The sequence below is a fragment of the Caenispirillum bisanense genome, assembly GCF_900230255.1.
GTDB lineage: Bacteria > Pseudomonadota > Alphaproteobacteria > Rhodospirillales > Rhodospirillaceae > Caenispirillum > Caenispirillum bisanense_A.
In genome coordinates this window covers 575,635-593,392 of the sequence record NZ_OCNJ01000001.1, presented here as the reverse complement: position 1 = coordinate 593,392, position 17,758 = coordinate 575,635, and the positions used below count along the sequence as shown (strand labels likewise).

Below are 17,758 nucleotides of genomic sequence, written 5' to 3'. Positions count from 1 at the left end.
GCGCCCCGTCCACGGCCGTCGTCCGGCCTTCTACTGTACTCGAAGCGAGCCGGCTCAGGCGCCGGTCTTTTCGGTCCCCGCCGACGCTTCGGGGGTAGCCGCACGGGCTTCGCCCGCCTTGATCTGCTTCGGCTTGACCACCTGGATGTGCAGCTCCTTCAGCTGCTTTTCCGTCACGTCCGACGGCGCGTTCATCAGCAGGTCCTGCGCCTGGCCGTTCATGGGGAAGGCGATGACCTCGCGGATGTTGGGCTCGTCGGCCAGCAGCATGACCATGCGGTCGATGCCCGGGGCCGAACCGCCGTGCGGCGGCGCGCCGAACTTGAAGGCGTTGAGCATGCCGCCGAACTTCTGCTCCACCACCTCGGGGCCGTAACCGGCGATCTCGAAGGCGCGGTACATGATTTCCGGGCGGTGGTTACGAATGGCGCCCGAAGACAGCTCGATGCCGTTGCAGACGATGTCGTACTGGAACGCCTTGATGTCGAGCGGATCCATGGTGTTCAGCGCCTCCAGGCCGCCCTGCGGCATGGAGAACGGGTTGTGGCTGAACTCGATCTCGCCGGTGTCCTCGTTCTGCTCGTACATGGGGAAGTCGACGGTCCAGCAGAACTTGAACACGTCCTTTTCCAGCAGGTCGAGTTCGTTGGCGACCTTGGTGCGCACGGCGCCGGCGAACTTGGCGGCCTTCAGCGGCTTGTCGCAGGCGAAGAAGACGGCGTCGCCTTCCTTCAGCTCGCAGCGCTCGCGGATCAGCGCCACGCGCTCGTCGTCCAGGTTCTTGGCGATGGGGCCCTTGGCGCCGCCGACCACGTACTGGATATAGCCGAGGCCGCCGGCGCCGTTCTCGCGCGCCCAGTCGTTCAGCTTGTCGAACCACGAGCGCGGCTGCTCGGCACCGCCCGGGGCCGGGATGGCGCGCACGATGGCGCCGCCCTCGATGGCGCGGGCGAAGATGCCGAAGCCCGAGCCCTTGAAGGCGTCGGTGACGTCGGCGATGACGATGGGGTTGCGCAGGTCCGGCTTGTCGGAGCCGTACTTCAGCATGGCCTCGTCGAAGGGAATGCGCGGGAACGGCGCCGGGGTGACGGCGCGGCCGTTGCCGAATTCGGTGAACAGGCCGTGCAGCACCGGCTCGATGGCGGCGAACACGTCGTCCTGCGTCACGAAGCTCATCTCGAAGTCGAGCTGGTAGAACTCGCCGGGGCTGCGGTCGGCGCGGGCGTCTTCGTCACGGAAGCACGGCGCGATCTGGAAGTAGCGGTCGAAGCCGGCCACCATGAGCAACTGCTTGAACTGCTGCGGCGCCTGCGGCAGGGCATAGAACTTGCCGGGGTGCATGCGGCTCGGCACCAGGAAGTCGCGGGCGCCTTCCGGGCTCGACGCGGTCAGGATGGGCGTCTGGAACTCGGTGAAGCCCTGCTCGATCATCTTCTGGCGCAGGTAGGAGATCACCTGGCTGCGCAGCAGGATGTTCTTGTGGATCTGTTCGCGCCGCAGGTCGATGTAGCGGTAGCGCAGGCGCATCTCTTCCGAATAGTCCTGGTCGCCGGCGACCTGGATGGGCAGCACGTCGGCGGTGGACTGGATGGCCACCTCGGCCACCTGCACCTCGATGTCGCCGGTGGCGAGGCGGGGGTTCTTGGTCTCGGCGGAACGCTCGACGACCTTGCCGGTGACGGTGACGACGCTCTCGACGCGCAGGTCGGTCAGCACCGGGAAGACGGCGCTGGAGGTGTCGCACACCACCTGGGTGATGCCGTAGTGGTCGCGCAGGTCGATGAACAGCAGGTTGCCGTGGTCGCGCTTGCGATGCACCCAGCCCGACAGCCGCACGGTCTGACCGGCGTGCTCGGCCCGCAGATCGGTGCAGGTATGGGATCGATACTGGTGCATGACATCCTCTCGGGGTTGCGACGGCCTGACGTCCCGCGCCTGCGCAGGCGCGGGAAGCCGGCAAGATAAGCCATTGGAGGCGCGAAAGCACACCCTAACGCGGATTTTGTCAAGAACGCCCGCGGCAGCGCCGAAAGCCGCACCCGACGTCGCGCCGCATCTTGCCGCGGAGTCCGCGGCGCGTTATAGCAAATGCATGACCCTCATCGCCGATTCCGCCGCTCTCCGCGCCCTGTGCGACCGCCTGTCGAAGGCCGAGTACGTCACCGTCGACACCGAGTTCATGCGCGACCGCACCTACTGGCCGGGCCTCTGCCTGGTGCAGGTGGCCGGTCCCGACGAAGCCTGGTGCATCGACCCGCTGGCGCCCGACATCGACCTGACGCCGCTGTTCGACCTCATGCGCAACGAGGCCGTGCTGAAGGTCTTCCACGCCGCACGGCAGGACCTGGAAATCTTCTACCGCGCCATGGGCGACTTCCCGCGGCCGCTGTTCGACACGCAGGTCGCCGCCATGGTGTGCGGCTTCGGCGAGTCCGTCGGCTACGAGACGCTGGCGACCAAGCTCGCCAAGGCGCGCATCGACAAGTCCATGCGCTTCACCGACTGGACCCGCCGGCCGCTGACCGAGCGTCAGTTGCACTACGCGCTCGCCGACGTCACCCACCTGCGCATGGTCTACGAAAAGCTGCGCAAGCGGCTGGAGCGCGACGGCCGCGCCCACTGGCTGAACGAGGAAATGGACTCGCTGGTCGACCCGGAGAAGTACAGCTTCGACCCCGACCAGGCGTGGCTGCGCCTCAAGCCCCGCACCAAGAGCCCGCGCTTCCTGGCGGTGCTGAAGGAAGTGGCGGCGTGGCGCGAGCGCGAGGCCCAGACCAAGGACATGCCGCGCCAGCGCGTGCTGAAGGACGAGGCGATTCTCGAGATCGCCGCCCACGCCCCCTCCTCGGTGGACGAACTGGCGCACGTGCGCGCCATCAGCCGCTCCACCGCCGAGGGCCGGCTCGGCCGCGAGATCCTCGACGCCATCGCCCGCGGCAAGGCGGTGCCCGAGGCCGAGGCGCCGGTCATGGCGCCCAAGCGCGACGTGCCGCCGGGCGTCGGCCCGGCCATCGACCTGCTGCGCGTGCTGCTGAAGATGCGCTGCGAGGAACACGACGTGGCGCAGAAGATGGTCGCCAGCATGGACGACCTGGAACTGCTCGCCATGGACGACGACGCCGACGTTCCGGCGATCCAGGGCTGGCGGCGCCTCGTGTTCGGCGAGGACGCGCTGAAGCTGAAACGGGGCAAGCTGGCGCTGGCCCTGTCCGGCGACGGCGGCGTCAAGGCGCTCGACCTGGAAGACTGACGACGCGAAGGGCGGCCGACGAGCCGCCCTTTCCTTTTGCGCGGGCCCCGCCTCTGTTGCTGCGGCCTTTGCACGGGCCGCGACGACGCGCGCCCTTTCCCACCGCTTCTCCCGCCCTCTCCCCCAGACTTATCCACATCCGCCCCCGGCCATGGGCCGGCATGGGTCGGCGTGGGGTTCCGCCATGGGAAAACATGGGACGACGCCGCCACGCCGCCTGTTCCGGCGCCTCCGGCCATGATTCGGCGCGGATCGAAAGGCCGGTGCGCACTGAATGCATGGGACGGTCGTGCACGATGTATCCTCAGACTTATCCACAGGAACATCCACCGAACAAATAAATGTGACACCTAATGCGAGTGCTACAAACCTCAAGGATTGACACGAGTCGCGCGTCTGTGGACAACTACTTCGACCATGTCAATGAAAGGCGCTACCCCCTTCGAATGAAGGGGATGATTACCAGTCGCGGCACGTTGACACCCATGTTTTCCCATGCGATACCATGACTGACCTGCACGCGCGCCGACGGGGGCAAGCGGGCAGCGTCACCGGGGCATCCACTTGGGAAAACGGGGGGCGTCATGCTCGCCCTGTTCACGGGCACCCATATCAACAAGGTCGACAAGAAGGGCCGCGTCAGCGTGCCGGCTCCCTTCCGTGCGACCTTGTCCGGACAGGGGTTCGCCGGTGCCGTCGTGTTCCCGAGCTTCACCGCCGACAGCCTGGAAGGCTGCGGCGCGAGCTTCCTCGAAGAACTTGCCGCCGGCATGGACGCCACCGCGGCCGTGTTCTCGGAGGAGGAGGACGACCTCGCGACGCTGGTCTTCGCCCAGGCCCGTCAGCTGGCCTTCGACCCGGAAGGCCGCATCATCCTGCCCGCCGAATTCATGGACCATGCCGGCATCACGGACACCGCCGCCTTCGTCGGCAAGGGCCGCAAGTTCCAGATCTGGCATCCCGACCGCCTCAAGGTTCACACCGCCGAGCTCATGAAGAAGGCCCGCGACAAGCGCCCCACCGTCTCCCTCGCCCGCACCCGCGTTCCGGGAGGCGACGCATGACGCCCGCGCCCCACGTTCCCGTCCTGCTGGCCGAAGTGCTGGCGGCCCTGGCGGTGCGCGCCGGCGGCGTCTACGTCGACGGCACCTTCGGGGCCGGCGGCTATACCCGCGCCATCCTCGAAGCTGCCGACTGCACCGTCGTCGCCATCGATCGCGACCCCGAGGCGCAGGTGCGCGCCGAGCCGCTGCGGCAGGCCTTCCCCGGCCGCTTCACCCTGCTGTCGGGCCGCTTCGGCGACATGGCGACGCTGCTGCCGGCGCATGGGTTCACCGCCCCGGTGGACGGCGTCGCGCTCGACATCGGCGTGTCCTCCATGCAGATCGACGAGGCCGAGCGCGGCTTCTCCTTCGCCAAGGACGGGCCGCTCGACATGCGCATGGAAAAGGCCGGCCGCTCCGCCGCCGACGTGGTCAACGAGGCCGACGAGGCCGAGCTGGCCGACATCATCCATTTCTACGGCGAGGAGCGCTACGCCCGCCGCGTCGCCCGCGCCATCGTCGAAGCCCGCGCCGAAAAGCCCTTCGAGCGCACGCTGGAACTGGCCGAGGTGGTCCGCCGCGTGGTGCGCAAGGGCAAGGACGGCATCGACCCCGCCACCCGCACCTTCCAGGGCCTGCGCATCGCCGTGAACGACGAGCTGGGCGAGCTGGAACGCGGCCTCGCCGGCGCCGAGGCGATCCTGGCGCCGGGCGGCCGGCTGGCCGTCGTCACCTTCCATTCGCTGGAAGACCGCGTCGCCAAGCGCTTCATCCGCGAGCGCAGCGGCCGCACCGGCGGCGTGTCGCGCCACGTGCCGGTGGACGTCGCCGCCAGCGGCCCCGCCCCCACCTTCCACGACGTCAGCCGCAAGGCCATCGCGCCGGGGCCGGAGGAATGCCGCGCCAACCCGCGCGCCCGGTCCGCCAAGCTGCGTGTCGCCGAACGCACCGACGCCCCCGCCCCCTCTGCCGATGGAGCCAAGGCATGATCCGCGCCGCCACCCTCGTCTGGGCCGTGCTCGCCATCGCCGTCGGCGTCGGCCTCTTCATGCTGAAGTACGAAGTGCAGGGGTTGGAGGACGAACTGGCCCGTCTCAACCGCGAGATCCGCTCCGACCGCGCCGCCGTCCACGTGCTGCAGGCCGAGTGGAGCTACATGAACGACCCGTCGCGCCTGCGCGACCTGGCGAGCCGTCACCTCGGCATGGCGCCGCTCGCCCCCGACCAGGTGAGCACGGTCGCGCAACTGCCGCTGCGGCCGCCGCCAGCGCCCGAGGCCGAAGCCGCGCCCGATGCGCCGAAGGCGCCGCCCGCCGCCAAGGCGCCGCCCAAGCCGACCGCGCCGCCCGCCGCCGGCGGGCGTGCCATGGTGGCGGTGCCGCCGCCGGTGCCGCAGGCCCAGCTGGCGACCGCGACGAGGACCGTGCCATGACCTTGCGCCGCCTCTTCAAGCGCTTCCAGCGCGACGACGACCCCTTCCTCTATCCGGGCGAGGAAATCCGCCCGGCGCGTACGAAGGCGCGCGTCACCCTGCACGGCCCCGGCCGCAAGCACGTCGAAATCGGCCGCACCCGTCTCGTGGTGGCGGCCGGTCTGTTCGCCTGCGCCTTCTCGCTGGTGGGCTTCCGGCTGGTCGATCTGATGCTGCTGAAGGGCGGCGAGCCGCCGGTGTCCATCGCCCGCCGCGCCGCCACCGCCGAATACGACGAAGGCCGCGCCGACATCGTCGACCGCAACGGCATCCTGCTCGCCACCAACCTGCCGACGGTCAACCTCTACGCCAAGCCGAACCTCATCGCCGACCCGGCCGACGCCGCCAAGCGCCTGACCGAGGTGCTGCCCGACCTCGCCTACAAGGAGGTCTACGACAAGCTCGCCTCCGGCAAGAAGTTCGTCTACATCGACCGCAACCTGACGCCGCGCGAGCAGCAGGACGTCAACGCCCTCGGCCTCGTCGGGGTGGACTTCGAGGACGCCTCGCGCCGCATCTACCCGCAGGGCGCCCTGGCGGCCCACGTGGTCGGCGCCACCGACCTCGACAACAACGGCATCGCCGGCATCGAGCTGACCTTCAACGACAAGCTGAACGAAGGCGGCAAGCCGCTGAAGCTGGCCGTCGACATTCGCGTCCAGGCGGCGGTGCGCGACGAACTGCTCTACGCCATGGAGAAGTTCAAGGCCGTCGGCGCCACCGGCCTCGTGCTCGACATCCAGACCGGCGAGCTGGTCTCCATGGTGTCGCTGCCCGACTACGACCCCGTGCACATCGGCACCGCCGGCCAGGACCAGCGCTTCAACAAGGCGACCCTCGGCGTCTACGAAATGGGCTCGACCTTCAAGCTGTTCAACACGGCCATGGCGCTGGAGAGCGGCAAGATCGGCCTGAACAGCCGCTACGACGTGGAGAACCCCATCCGCGTCGCCCGCTTCACCATCCGCGACAGCCACCCCGAGCACGGGCTGATGGACGTCGGCCAGATCCTGGTGAAGTCGTCCAACATCGGGTCCGTGCGCATGGTGCTGGAACTGGGCACCGAGATGCAGAAGGCCTTCCTCGGCAAGCTGGGCATGCTGCAGCCCATCTCCATCGAGCTGCCGGAGAACGGCGCGCCGCTCTATCCCAATCCGTGGCGCGAAGTGAACACCATGACCATCTCGTTCGGCCACGGCATCGCGGTGACGCCGGTGCATCTGGCCCGCGCGACGGCGGCCATGGTCAACGGCGGCGCCCTGCCCAGCGTGACGCTGCTGAAGAAGGACGAAAACTACCAGGTCGACGGCCGTGCCGTGATCTCGCCACAGACCAGCGACATCATGCGCCGGCTGATGCGCGCCGTGGTGGAACAGGGCACCGCCAAGAAGGCCAACGTTCCCGGGTATCGCGTCGGCGGCAAGACGGGCACCGCCGAGAAGGTCTCGAGTGCCGGCGGTTACGCCCGCCGCGCCGTGATGACCTCCTTCGTCGGCGCCTTCCCCATGGACGCCCCCCGTTACGTGATCCTCGCCGTGCTCGACGAACCCCAGCCGCTGAAAGAAACCTACGGCTTCATCACCTCCGGGTGGAACGCCGCCCCCACCGCCGGCCGCATCGTCGCCCGCATCGCCCCGCTGCTCGGCGTGTTCCCGAGCTTCGAGCCGCTGACGCCGGCCGCGCTGCCCGAACGCCGCCCCGCCGGCATCCTGGAAGCCGCCGCCACCGGAAGGGACGCCGATGCGATCATTGAATGATCTCGCGCGCGCCGCCGGCGCCACCCTCGCCGCCGGCAACGCCGACGGCCTGACGGTTTCCGGGCTCACCGCCGACAGCCGGGCGGTCGAGCCCGGCATGCTGTTCGCCGCCCTGCCCGGCTGGAAGCTCGACGGCCGCGACTACATCGCCCAGGCGATCGACAAGGGCGCCGTCGCCGTGCTCGCGCCGGAAGGCACCGCCCTGCCCGCCGGCGCGACCTCCGTCGCCCTGCTGGTCGCCGCCGAGCCCAAGCGCGCCTTCGCCCGCATGGCCGGCGCCTTCTACGGCCGCCAGCCCGAGGTGGTGGCCGCCGTCACCGGCACCAACGGCAAGACGTCCACCGCCAACTTCGCCCGCCAGCTGTGGCTGCACCTCGGCCATGCGGCGGCGAGCCTCGGCACCCTCGGCGTCATCGGGCCGGACTGGACTATCGACGGCAAGCTGACGACGCCCGACCCGGTGCAGCTGCACCGCCTGCTGGCCGAGTGCGCCGACCGCGGCGTGACCCACCTGTGCATGGAAGCCTCCAGCCACGGCCTCGACCAGCACCGGCTGGCCGGCGTGACGGTCGCCGCCGGCGGCTTCACCAACCTGAGCCGCGACCACCTGGACTACCACGGCACCATGGAGTCCTACCTCGCCGCCAAGACCAAGCTGTTCGGCGCGCAGGTGGGCGAAGGCGGTGCCGCCGTCCTCAACGCCGACATCCCCGAATACGCCGCCCTGCGCGCGACGGCGGAACAGGCCGGGCTGCGCGTCGTGTCCTACGGCGCGAACGGCGACACCCTGCGCGTCGTCGCCACCGAACGCACCGCCCACGGCCAGCGCCTGACCCTGCGCGTCGAGGGCCGCGACATGGTGGTGGAGCTGCCGCTCGCCGGCACCTTCCAGGCGGAGAACGCCCTCTGCGCCCTCGGCCTCGTCATCGGCTGCGGCGCCGACGCGGCGCACGCCGCGCCGCTGCTGGAGCGCCTGACCGGCGTGCCTGGACGCCTGCAACTGGCCGCCACCCGCGCCAACGGCGCCGCCGTCTACGTCGACTACGCCCACACCCCCGACGCCCTGGAGACGGTGCTGGAGGCCCTGCGCCCGCACGCTGCCGGCCGCCTCGTCTGCGTGTTCGGCGCCGGCGGCGACCGCGACCGCGGCAAGCGCCCGGTCATGGGCGAGGTGGTGAGCCGCCTCGCCGACGTCGCCATCGTCACCGACGACAACCCGCGCACCGAAGACCCCGCCTTCGTCCGCTCCGAGGTCATGGCCGGCTGCCCCGGCGGCATCGAGATCGGCGACCGCCGCGCCGCCATCGCCGAAGGCGTCGCCCGCCTGACCGGCCCCGGCGACGTGCTGCTGGTGGCCGGCAAGGGTCACGAGAGCGGCCAGACCATCGGCACCCTCGTCCACCCCTTCGACGACGTGGAAGAATCGCAGAAGGCCGTCGCCCGCGCCGACGGAGGTGCCGCATGACCGCGCTCGCCCCCCTGTGGACCGCCGCCGAAGCGGCCTCCGCCACCGCCGGACGCACCGCCGGCGACTGGGCCTGCACCGGCGTCTCCATCGACAGCCGTACGGTCGGCGAAGGCGACCTCTTCGTCGCGCTGGCCGGTCCCTCCTTCGACGGCCACGACTTCGTCGCCCAGGCGCTGGAGAAAGGCGCCGCCGCCGCGCTGGTCCATCGCGTGCCGGAGGGCGTCGACGCCGCCCGCCTGCTGGTGGTCGACGACACGCTGGCCGGCCTGCGGGATCTCGGGATCGCGGCCCGGGCGCGGCTGACGGGGCGGGTGATCGCCGTCACCGGCAGCGTCGGCAAGACCGGCGCCAAGGAAATGCTGCGGCTGGCCTGCGGCGCGCTCGGCACCACCACCGCCAGCGAGGGCAGCTTCAACAACCATTGGGGCCTGCCGCTCAGCCTCGCCCGCACGCCGCGCGACACCGCGTGGTGCGTGCTGGAGATGGGCATGAACCACGCCGGCGAGCTGCGCGACCTGACCGCCGTCGCCCGCCCGCACGTCGCCATCGTGACGACCGTCGCCGCCGTCCACATCGAGTTCTTCGCCTCCGTCGCCGACATCGCCCGCGCCAAGGCCGAGATCCTGGAAGGCGTCGTCGAAGGCGGCACCGCCGTCCTGCCGCGCGACAACGACCACTTCGACATCCTGCGCGGCGTCGCGGCGGAGCGCGCCTTGCGCGTCGTCACCTTCGGCGAGCACCCCGACAGCGACCTGCGCCTGGAGGCCGTCGAGCCCGGCGAGAGCACCACGGCGGTGCGCGCCTCGCTGGCCGGCAAGCCGCTCGTCTACACCGTCGGCGCGGTGGGAAAACACTGGGCGCTCAACAGCCTGGCGGTGCTCGCGGCGGTCGATGCGGCGGGCGGTGATGCAACCACGGCGGCTCTCGCGCTCGGCGCGATGGAGCCCCCGAAAGGGCGCGGACGGCGTCAATCGATTTCTTTGCCGAAAAGCCACGGCGGAGGGCTTCTCACGGTCATCGATGAGAGTTACAACGCCTCGCCCGTGTCGGTACGGGCGGCTCTCGGGGTTCTCAGGACGGCGGCTGTCGGGCCGGGCGGGCGACGCATCGCGGTGCTCGGCGACATGCGTGAACTCGGTGTGCAGGCGGACGCCATGCATGCCGGTCTCGCCGATGCCGTGACCGCGGGCGGCATCGACGTCGTGCACTGCTGCGGACCCCACATGGCCCGCCTGCACGACGCGCTGCCGCCGGCCTTGCGCGGACTTTACGCGGCCGACAGCGCGGCACTCGCCCCGCTGGTGGCCGCCGACGTCCGCGCGGGCGACACGGTCACCGTCAAGGGATCGCTGGGGAGCCGCATGAAGGTGGTGCTCGACGCCCTGCTGGCGCTCGACACCGCTGCCGACGACGGACGCTGACGCAACACGGATCGAGAGTTAGGAAAGCCGCGGGACCATGCTCTACTTCCTGTCCCAACTGTCCGGCGAAGTCGCCATGCTCAACCTGTTCCGCTACCTGACCTTCCGGGCGGGCGGAGCGGTGGTGACGGCGCTCGTCGTCGCCTTCCTCGTCGGACCGCTCCTGATCCGCTGGCTGCGGAAGAAGCAGCGCGAGGGACAGCCCATCCGCGCCGACGGCCCGGAAACCCACCTGCTGACCAAGAAGGGCACGCCCACCATGGGCGGCCTGATGATCCTGTTCGCCACCTTCACCTCGACGCTGCTGTGGGCCGACCTCAGCAACGTGTTCGTGTGGGCGGTGCTGCTGGTGACGGTCGGCTACGGCCTGCTCGGCTTCGCCGACGACTTCCTGAAGGTGACCAAGCGCAACACCAAGGGCGTGTCGGGCAAGATGAAGCTGCTGGTGCAGTTCGGCATCGCCGCCGTGGCGGCGCTGATGATCAGCTACGGCACCATGTCGGCGCTCGACAACCACCTCGCCATGCCGTTCCTGAAGAACGTTCTGCTCGACCTGGGCCTGCTCTACATTCCCTTCGCCATGCTGGTGATGGTGGGCGCCTCCAACGCGGTGAACCTCACCGACGGCCTGGACGGCCTCGCCATCGTGCCGGTGATGATCGCGGCGGGCGTGTTCATGCTCATCAGCTATCTGGTCGGCAACGCCATCTTCGCCAACTACCTGCAGATCCACCACGTGCCGGGGACGGGCGAACTCGCCATCCTGTGCGCCGCCCTGGTCGGCGCCGGCATGGGCTTCCTGTGGTTCAATGCTCCCCCGGCCATGATCTTCATGGGCGACACGGGATCGCTGGCACTCGGCGGTGCGCTGGGTGCCATTGCGGTGGCCACCAAGCACGAGATCGTGCTCGCGATCGTCGGTGGCCTCTTCGTGCTGGAGACGGTGAGCGTCATCGTTCAGGTCGCCAGCTTCAAACTGACCGGAAAGCGCGTGTTCCGCATGGCGCCCCTGCACCATCACTTCGAAAAGAAGGGGTGGGCGGAAAGCACCGTGGTCATTCGCTTCTGGATCATCGCCGGCATCCTCGCGATCGCCGGATTGAGCACCCTGAAGCTCCGCTAGGGGCTGACCGGGAAGGCACGAGAGAGAGAAAAGAGAGACCGCCCGGCGAACCCCACCCACAACAACGGGGACGCCGGGCGGATCTCGGGAAAGAGTACCGCCAGAGTTGCAGCGACCCACCCAGGGGACGAACGACGTGAGCATGGTCATCCCGCAGTACGCCGGCCGCACCGTCGCGGTCCTGGGCCTCGGCAAGACGGGGCTGTCGGCGGCGCGTGCCCTGAGCAAGGGCGGCGCCCGCGTGCTGTGCTGGGACGACGGCGAGGCCAAGCGCGCCGAGGCGCAGGCCCAGGGCTTCACCTGCGCCGAGCCGACGCTCGCCAACTGGGCCGACATCGCGCTCTGCGTCTGGAGCCCCGGCATCCCCCACACCCACCCCAAGCCGCACCCGGCCAAGGCCGTGCTCGATCGCCTGGGCATCGCGCCGGTGTGCGACATCGAGCTTCTGCTGGCGCGCTGCGCCGACGCCTTCGTGGTCGGCATCACCGGCACCAACGGCAAGTCGACCACCACCGCCCTCATCGGCCACATCCTGAAGAGCGCCGGTCACCGCGTCGAGGTGGGCGGCAACCTGGGCACGCCGGTGCTGGAGCTGGAGCCCCTGCCCTTCTTCGGCACCTACGTGCTGGAGCTGTCGAGCTACCAGCTGGAGCTGACGCCGTCGCTGGACTGCGACGTCGCGGTGCTGCTCAACGTCACGCCCGATCACCTGGCCCGCCACGGCGGCATGGACGGCTACGTCGCCGCCAAGGCGCTCATCTTCAAGAACCAGCACCAGCCGGCCACCGCCGTCATCGGCCAGGACGACCGCCACTGCCGCGGCCTGACCCAGACGGTGGCGCAGCGCGTCGACCAGACGGTGGTGCCGGTGCGCGGCGACGGCGAGGAGCCGGGCGGCGTGTTCACGCTCGACGGCGTGCTCTACGACGCCACCGACGCCGGCTACCCGCGCGAGGTCATCGACCTGCGCGGCATCCCGACGCTGCCCGGTGCCCACAACTGGCAGAACGCCTGCGCCGCCTATGCCGCCTGCCGCGCCCGCGGCGTCGCGCCCGAGGACATCGCGGCGGCCATGCGCACCTTCCCCGGCCTCGCCCACCGCCAGGAGCTGGTGGCGGAAGTGGACGGCATCCGCTTCGTCAACGACAGCAAGGCGACCAACGCCGACGCCGCCGAGAAGGCGCTGCTCTGCTACAAGGACATCTACTGGATCCTCGGCGGGCAGGCGAAGGAAGGCGGCATCGAAAGCCTGCTCGGCTACTTCCCGCGCATCCGCCACGCCTACCTCATCGGCGAGGCGGCCGAGGCCTTCGGCGAGACGCTGGGGTCGCACATCGCGCACAGCCAGTGCGGCACGCTCGACGCCGCCGTCGCCGCCGCCACCGCCGACGCCCGCCGCGACGGCCGCAAGGGTGCGGTGGTGCTGCTGTCGCCGGCCTGCGCCTCGTGGGACCAGTTCAAGAGCTTCGAGCATCGCGGCGACGTCTTCCGGGCGCTCGTCCACGACATCACGGCACGGGGAGCGGCATGACGACCATCACCATCTCCCGCACGGACACGAGCATCCTCGGCCGCTGGTGGTGGACCGTGGACCGCTGGCTGCTGGCCGCGGTGCTGGCGCTCATCGGCATCGGCATCTTCCTGGTCATGGCCGCCGGCCCCGCCGCCGCCGGCCGCATCGGGGCGGAAGCCTTCCACTTCGTGCGCCGCCAGTTCGTGTTTCTGCCGGTCGCCATCGGCGTCATGCTGGTGGTGTCGCTGATGGCGCCGCGCACGGTGCGCCGCCTGGCCGCCGTCGGCTTCGGCGTGACGGCGCTGATGCTGTTCGCCACCCTGTTCATCGGCACCGAGATCAAGGGCGCGGCGCGCTGGATCCACATCGGCCCGCTGTCCATCCAGCCGTCGGAATTCATCAAGCCGTTCTTCGCCGTCACCGCCGCCTGGATGTTCTCCGCTGGGCGCGAGAACGAGGGCTTCCCGGGCCAGTGGATCGCCATCGGCCTCTACGCCATGGTCGCCCTGCTGCTGCTGGCGCAGCCCGACGTCGGCATGACCCTGGTCGTCTCCGCCGTGTGGGCGGCGCAGTTCTTCCTGGCCGGCCTGCCCATGGTGCTGGTGGTGCTGTTCGTCGCCGCCGGCCTGGGTGCCGCGGTCGGCGCCTACTTCCTGTTCGACCACGTCAAGAGCCGCATCGACCGCTTCCTCGACCCGGCCAGCGGCGACACCTACCAGATCGACAAGGCCATGCAGGCCTTCCGCGACGGCGGCCTGTTCGGCCGCGGCCCCGGCGAAGGGCGCGTCAAGGAACTGCTGCCCGACGCCCACACCGACTTCATCTTCGCCGTCGCCGGCGAGGAATTCGGCCTGATCCTCTGCATATTCATCGTCGGCCTGTTCGCCTTCATCGTGCTGCGCGGCATCGCGCGCGCCATGGAGGAGGACAACCTGTTCGTCCTGCTCGCCGTCGGCGGCCTCGTCAGCCAGTTCGGCCTGCAGGCGCTCATCAACATGGCGTCGAGCCTGCACCTGATGCCGACCAAGGGCATGACGCTGCCCTTCGTGTCCTACGGCGGCTCCTCGACGCTGGCGCTGGCGCTCGGCTTCGGGATGATGCTGGCGCTCACCCGCCGCCGCCCGACCGGCGGAGGGGGTGTCTGATGGCGCTCGTCGTCCTCACCGCCGGCGGCACCGGCGGCCACGTCTTCCCCGCCGAGGCCCTGGCGGCCGAGCTGCTGGCCCGCGGCCACGACCTGACGCTGGTCACCGACAGCCGCGGCGCCACCTACGGCGGCGTGCTCGGCAGCCTGAAGACGGTGCGCGTGCGCGCCGGACAGGTGGCGGGCCGCGGCCGCATCGGGCAGGTGCTCGGCCTCGTCGACATCGCCCGCGGCGCCCTGCAGGCGCGCGGCATCCTGGCGGCCATGAAGCCCGCCGTGGTGGTCGGCTTCGGCGGCTATGCCTCGCTGCCGGCCATGGCGGCGGCCAGCCTGCTCGGCATCCCGACGGTGATCCACGAGCAGAACGCCGTGCTCGGCCGCGCCAACCGCCTGCTGGCGAGCCGCGTCTCCACCATCGCCACCAGCTTCGACGCGGTGCGCCACCTGCCGCCGACGGTGGAGCGCGTCCACACCGGCATGCCGGTGCGCCCGGCCATCGTGCCGGTGCGCGAGGCCCCCTACCCCGCTGTCGACGGCACCGCGCCGCTGCGCCTGCTGGTGCTCGGCGGCAGCCAGGGCGCGCGCATCCTGTCCGACGTGGTGCCGGCGGCGCTGGCGGCTCTGCCGGCCGAGATCCGCGGCCGCCTGCACGTCGCCCAGCAGTGCCGCCCGGAAGACCTGGATCGCGTGCGCGCCGCCTATGCCGGCGCCGGCCTCGCCGAGGCGACGCTCGAGAGCTTCTTCGGCGACGTGCCGCAGCGCCTCGCCGCCTGCCACCTGCTCATCGCCCGCGCCGGTGCCTCGACGGTGGCCGAGATGACGACGGCGGGCCGCCCGGCCATCCTGGTGCCCTACCCCTTCGCCACCGACGATCACCAGACCGCCAACGCCCGCGCCGTCGACGCGGCCGGTGGCGGCTGGCTGATGCCGCAGGACCGTTTCACGGCCGAGGCGCTGACCGCCCGCCTCGCCGACCTCTTCGCCATGCCGGCGAGCCTCCAGGCCGCCGCCGGCGCCGCCCGCGCCTTCGGGGTGCCGGATGCCGCCGCGCGCCTCGCCGATCTGGTCGAGGCCAAGCTCGCCGCGACCACCACCACCGCCACGACCGCCGTTGCCAGGGAGACCGCCCAATGAGGGCCATGCCGCTCGATATCGGAACCATCCACTTCGTCGGCATCGGCGGAATCGGCATGTCCGGCATCGCCGAGATCCTGGTGAACCTGGGCTATTCCGTGCAGGGCTCCGACCAGGCGGAAGGCGCCAACGTCGTGCGTCTGCGCGAGAAGGGCATCACCGTCCACATCGGCCACCGCGCCGAGAACCTGGGCGATGCGCAGGTGGTGGTCATTTCCTCGGCGGTGAAGCCCGACAACCCGGAAGTGGTCGCCGCCCGCCAGAACCTGATCCCGGTCGTGCGCCGCGCCGAGATGCTGGCCGAGCTGATGCGCCTGAAGTGGGCCATCGCCGTCGGCGGCACCCACGGCAAGACCACCACCACCAGCATGGTCGCCGCCATGCTCGACGCCGCCGCCATGGACCCGACGGTCATCAACGGCGGCATCATCAACGCCTACAACACCAACGCCCGCCTGGGCGACGGCGAGTGGATGGTGGTCGAGGCCGACGAGAGCGACGGCACCTTCACCAAGCTGCCGGCGGTGATCGCCATCGTCACCAACATCGACCCCGAGCACATGGACCACTACGGGTCCTTCGACAAACTGCGCGAGGCGTTCCAGACCTTCATCACCAACATCCCGTTCTACGGTCTGGCGGTGCTGTGCATCGACCACCCGGAGGTGCAGGCCATGATCCCGCGCGTCTCCGACCGCCGCGTGGTGACCTACGGCCTGTCGCCCCAGGCCGACGTGCGGGCGGTGAACGTGCGCATCGGCGTCGGCGGCGCCCGCTACGACGTAATGGTGACCGACCGCATGAGCGGCCGCCAGCGCCTCATCCAGGACCTGCGCCTGCCCATGTTCGGCGAGCACAACGTGACCAACAGCCTGGCGCCCGTCGCCATCGCCGTGGAAATGGGCCTGTCCGACGACACCATCCGTCAGGCGCTGGCCGGCTTCTCGGGCGTCAAGCGCCGCTTCACCAAGACCGGCGAGGCGGGCGGCGTGACCGTCATCGACGACTACGGCCACCACCCGGTGGAAATCGCCGCCGTGCTGCGCGCCGCGCGCTCGGCCACCACCGGCAACGTCGTCGCCGTGGTGCAGCCGCACCGCTACACCCGCCTCAACAGCCTGTTCGAGGAATTCTGCACCTGCTTCAACGACGCCGACACGGTGGTCGTGGCCGACGTCTATGCCGCCGGTGAAGCCCCCATCCCCGGCGTCGACCGCGACGCGCTGGTCAACGGCCTGCGCCAGCGCGGCCACCGCGGCGCCATTCCGCTCGCCCGGCCGGAACTGCTGGCGGAGACGGTGCGCCGCGTCGCCCGCAAGGGGGACATCGTGGTGTGTCTCGGCGCCGGCAACATCACCGCCTGGGCGCACGCCCTGCCGGCCCAGCTCGCCGACCTCTACGGCCCGGAGGGCGCCGCGGAATGAGCCTCGACGCCCGCCGCACCGCCGCCACCACCACCGCGCCCGCCGCGCCGCTGTCCGACCGGATGGCCGGCGCGCTGGCGCGCGTGCGCGGCCGGGTGAGCGCGGGCGCCGATCTGGCCAAGGTGACGTGGTTCCGCGTCGGCGGTCCCGCCGAGCTGATGGTGCGGCCGGTGGACGTGGACGACCTGGCGACGGTCCTCGCCGCCCGCCCGGCCGACGTGGCGCTGACGGTCATCGGCGTCGGCTCCAACCTGCTGGTGCGTGACGGCGGCGTGCCGGGCCTCGTGGTGCGGCTCGGCCGCGGCTTCGCCGAGATCGAGGCGGAGGCCGGCGGCTTCGTGCGCTGCGGCGCCGCGGCGCTGGACGCCCACGTGGCGACGGTGGCGCAGGAGGCCGGCATCGCCGGGCTCGAATTCCTCACCGGCGTGCCGGGTACCATCGGCGGCGCCCTGCGCATGAACGCCGGCGCCTACGGCCGCGAGATCAAGGACGTCCTCGTCACCGCCGAGGCGCTCGACGCCGAAGGCCGCCTGCACACCCTGCGGCCCGAGGACATGGACCTGTCCTACCGCCACTGCGGCGTGCCCGAGGACTGGGTGTTCACCGCCGCCACCCTCAAGGGCGAGCCCGGCGCCGACCCCGCCGCCGTGGCCGAGCGCATCGCCGAAATCCGGCGCCAGCGCGAGGACAGCCAGCCCGTGCGCACCCGCACCGGCGGCTCCACCTTCGCCAATCCCGAAGGTCACAAGGCCTGGCAGCTCATCGACGCCGCCGGGTGCCGCGGGCTGACCATGGGCGGCGCCCAGGTCAGTGAGAAGCACTGCAATTTTCTGTTGAATCTCGGCGATGCCACCGCCGCCCAGGTTGAAGCGTTGGGCGAGGAGGTTCGCCGCCGCGTGCACGAAACCAGCGGCATCGAGCTGCGGTGGGAGATCCGCCGCATCGGTGTTCCCGCCGACGATCCCCGGGCCATCCGCCCCGCCGCCGACCAAGGAGACGACGCATGACGA

14 protein-coding genes are annotated in these 17,758 nt (G+C 70.7%); 13 read left to right on the top strand and 1 reads right to left on the bottom strand.

Going from position 1 to position 17,758, the window contains the following annotated elements:
- Nucleotides 1-54: 54 nt before the first annotated feature.
- Entirely contained in the window at nt 55-1,896 is a 1,842-nt protein-coding gene (aspS, locus tag CRP50_RS02910) for an aspartate--tRNA ligase (protein ID WP_097277465.1), read from the bottom strand.
- 196 nt (nt 1,897-2,092) lie between these two features.
- On the opposite strand from aspS, the gene rnd reads away from it, so the two are divergent.
- The 13 genes from rnd (at nt 2,093) to murB (ending at nt 17,755) form a co-directional block, all read left to right on the top strand.
- Complete coding sequence (gene rnd / locus CRP50_RS02905) at nt 2,093-3,250, top strand: ribonuclease D (protein ID WP_097277464.1); 1,158 nt, start codon at nt 2,093-2,095, stop codon at nt 3,248-3,250.
- 584 nt (nt 3,251-3,834) lie between these two features.
- Nucleotides 3,835-4,314 carry a division/cell wall cluster transcriptional repressor MraZ gene (locus tag CRP50_RS02900; protein ID WP_097277463.1) on the top strand — a complete coding sequence of 160 codons (480 nt, stop codon included), beginning with the start codon at nt 3,835-3,837 and terminating at the stop codon, nt 4,312-4,314.
- A complete protein-coding gene (gene rsmH, locus CRP50_RS02895) occupies nt 4,311-5,282 on the top strand; it encodes a 16S rRNA (cytosine(1402)-N(4))-methyltransferase RsmH (protein ID WP_097277462.1) in 972 nt (323 codons plus the stop codon). Before CRP50_RS02900 ends, rsmH begins: the two co-directional genes overlap by 4 nt.
- Complete coding sequence (locus tag CRP50_RS02890; RefSeq protein ID WP_097277461.1) at nt 5,279-5,725, top strand: hypothetical protein; 447 nt, start codon at nt 5,279-5,281, stop codon at nt 5,723-5,725. The genes rsmH and CRP50_RS02890 overlap by 4 nt, the downstream gene beginning before the upstream one ends.
- The gene (locus tag CRP50_RS02885) at nt 5,722-7,521 is read left to right on the top strand and encodes a peptidoglycan D,D-transpeptidase FtsI family protein (RefSeq protein ID WP_097277460.1); all 1,800 of its coding nucleotides are present in this window, start codon (nt 5,722-5,724) and stop codon (nt 7,519-7,521) included. The genes CRP50_RS02890 and CRP50_RS02885 overlap by 4 nt, the downstream gene beginning before the upstream one ends.
- Complete coding sequence (locus CRP50_RS02880) at nt 7,505-8,986, top strand: UDP-N-acetylmuramoyl-L-alanyl-D-glutamate--2,6-diaminopimelate ligase (protein ID WP_097277459.1); 1,482 nt, start codon at nt 7,505-7,507, stop codon at nt 8,984-8,986. Before CRP50_RS02885 ends, CRP50_RS02880 begins: the two co-directional genes overlap by 17 nt.
- Complete coding sequence (locus tag CRP50_RS02875) at nt 8,983-10,410, top strand: UDP-N-acetylmuramoyl-tripeptide--D-alanyl-D-alanine ligase (protein ID WP_097277458.1); 1,428 nt, start codon at nt 8,983-8,985, stop codon at nt 10,408-10,410. Before CRP50_RS02880 ends, CRP50_RS02875 begins: the two co-directional genes overlap by 4 nt.
- A gap of 37 nt (nt 10,411-10,447) precedes the next feature.
- On the top strand, nt 10,448-11,533 hold the full coding sequence (gene mraY, locus CRP50_RS02870) for a phospho-N-acetylmuramoyl-pentapeptide-transferase (protein WP_097277457.1): 1,086 nt from the start codon (nt 10,448-10,450) through the stop codon (nt 11,531-11,533).
- 142 nt (nt 11,534-11,675) lie between these two features.
- On the top strand, nt 11,676-13,064 hold the full coding sequence (gene murD, locus CRP50_RS02865) for a UDP-N-acetylmuramoyl-L-alanine--D-glutamate ligase (RefSeq protein WP_097277456.1): 1,389 nt from the start codon (nt 11,676-11,678) through the stop codon (nt 13,062-13,064).
- Nucleotides 13,061-14,191, top strand: coding sequence for a putative lipid II flippase FtsW (gene ftsW, locus CRP50_RS02860; protein ID WP_097277455.1), 1,131 nt, complete (start codon nt 13,061-13,063; stop codon nt 14,189-14,191). The genes murD and ftsW overlap by 4 nt, the downstream gene beginning before the upstream one ends.
- Nucleotides 14,191-15,324 carry an undecaprenyldiphospho-muramoylpentapeptide beta-N-acetylglucosaminyltransferase gene (murG, locus tag CRP50_RS02855; RefSeq protein ID WP_097277454.1) on the top strand — a complete coding sequence of 378 codons (1,134 nt, stop codon included), beginning with the start codon at nt 14,191-14,193 and terminating at the stop codon, nt 15,322-15,324. The genes ftsW and murG overlap by 1 nt, the downstream gene beginning before the upstream one ends.
- Nucleotides 15,321-16,748, top strand: coding sequence for a UDP-N-acetylmuramate--L-alanine ligase (gene murC, locus CRP50_RS02850; RefSeq protein ID WP_097277453.1), 1,428 nt, complete (start codon nt 15,321-15,323; stop codon nt 16,746-16,748). The genes murG and murC overlap by 4 nt, the downstream gene beginning before the upstream one ends.
- Complete coding sequence (gene murB, locus CRP50_RS02845; protein WP_097277452.1) at nt 16,745-17,755, top strand: UDP-N-acetylmuramate dehydrogenase; 1,011 nt, start codon at nt 16,745-16,747, stop codon at nt 17,753-17,755. The genes murC and murB overlap by 4 nt, the downstream gene beginning before the upstream one ends.
- The last annotated feature ends 3 nt before the right edge of the window (nt 17,756-17,758 follow it).

Excerpts from the sequence above, each read along its gene's own strand:
- rsmH (WP_097277462.1), top strand. The coding sequence starts at position 4,311 with ATGACGCCCGCGCCCCACGTTCCCGTCCTGCTGGCCGAAGTGCTGGCG.
- ftsW (WP_097277455.1), top strand. The coding sequence starts at position 13,061 with ATGACGACCATCACCATCTCCCGCACGGACACGAGCATCCTCGGCCGC.
- CRP50_RS02880 (WP_097277459.1), top strand. The coding sequence starts at position 7,505 with ATGCGATCATTGAATGATCTCGCGCGCGCCGCCGGCGCCACCCTCGCC.
- murB (WP_097277452.1), top strand. The coding sequence starts at position 16,745 with ATGAGCCTCGACGCCCGCCGCACCGCCGCCACCACCACCGCGCCCGCC.
- mraY (WP_097277457.1), top strand. The coding sequence starts at position 10,448 with ATGCTCTACTTCCTGTCCCAACTGTCCGGCGAAGTCGCCATGCTCAAC.
- rnd (WP_097277464.1), top strand. The coding sequence starts at position 2,093 with ATGACCCTCATCGCCGATTCCGCCGCTCTCCGCGCCCTGTGCGACCGC.
- murD (WP_097277456.1), top strand. The coding sequence starts at position 11,676 with ATGGTCATCCCGCAGTACGCCGGCCGCACCGTCGCGGTCCTGGGCCTC.
- CRP50_RS02900 (WP_097277463.1), top strand. The coding sequence starts at position 3,835 with ATGCTCGCCCTGTTCACGGGCACCCATATCAACAAGGTCGACAAGAAG.
- CRP50_RS02875 (WP_097277458.1), top strand. The coding sequence starts at position 8,983 with ATGACCGCGCTCGCCCCCCTGTGGACCGCCGCCGAAGCGGCCTCCGCC.
- CRP50_RS02885 (WP_097277460.1), top strand. The coding sequence starts at position 5,722 with ATGACCTTGCGCCGCCTCTTCAAGCGCTTCCAGCGCGACGACGACCCC.
- CRP50_RS02890 (WP_097277461.1), top strand. The coding sequence starts at position 5,279 with ATGATCCGCGCCGCCACCCTCGTCTGGGCCGTGCTCGCCATCGCCGTC.
- murG (WP_097277454.1), top strand. The coding sequence starts at position 14,191 with ATGGCGCTCGTCGTCCTCACCGCCGGCGGCACCGGCGGCCACGTCTTC.
- murC (WP_097277453.1), top strand. The coding sequence starts at position 15,321 with ATGAGGGCCATGCCGCTCGATATCGGAACCATCCACTTCGTCGGCATC.
- aspS (WP_097277465.1), bottom strand. The coding sequence starts at position 1,896 with ATGCACCAGTATCGATCCCATACCTGCACCGATCTGCGGGCCGAGCAC.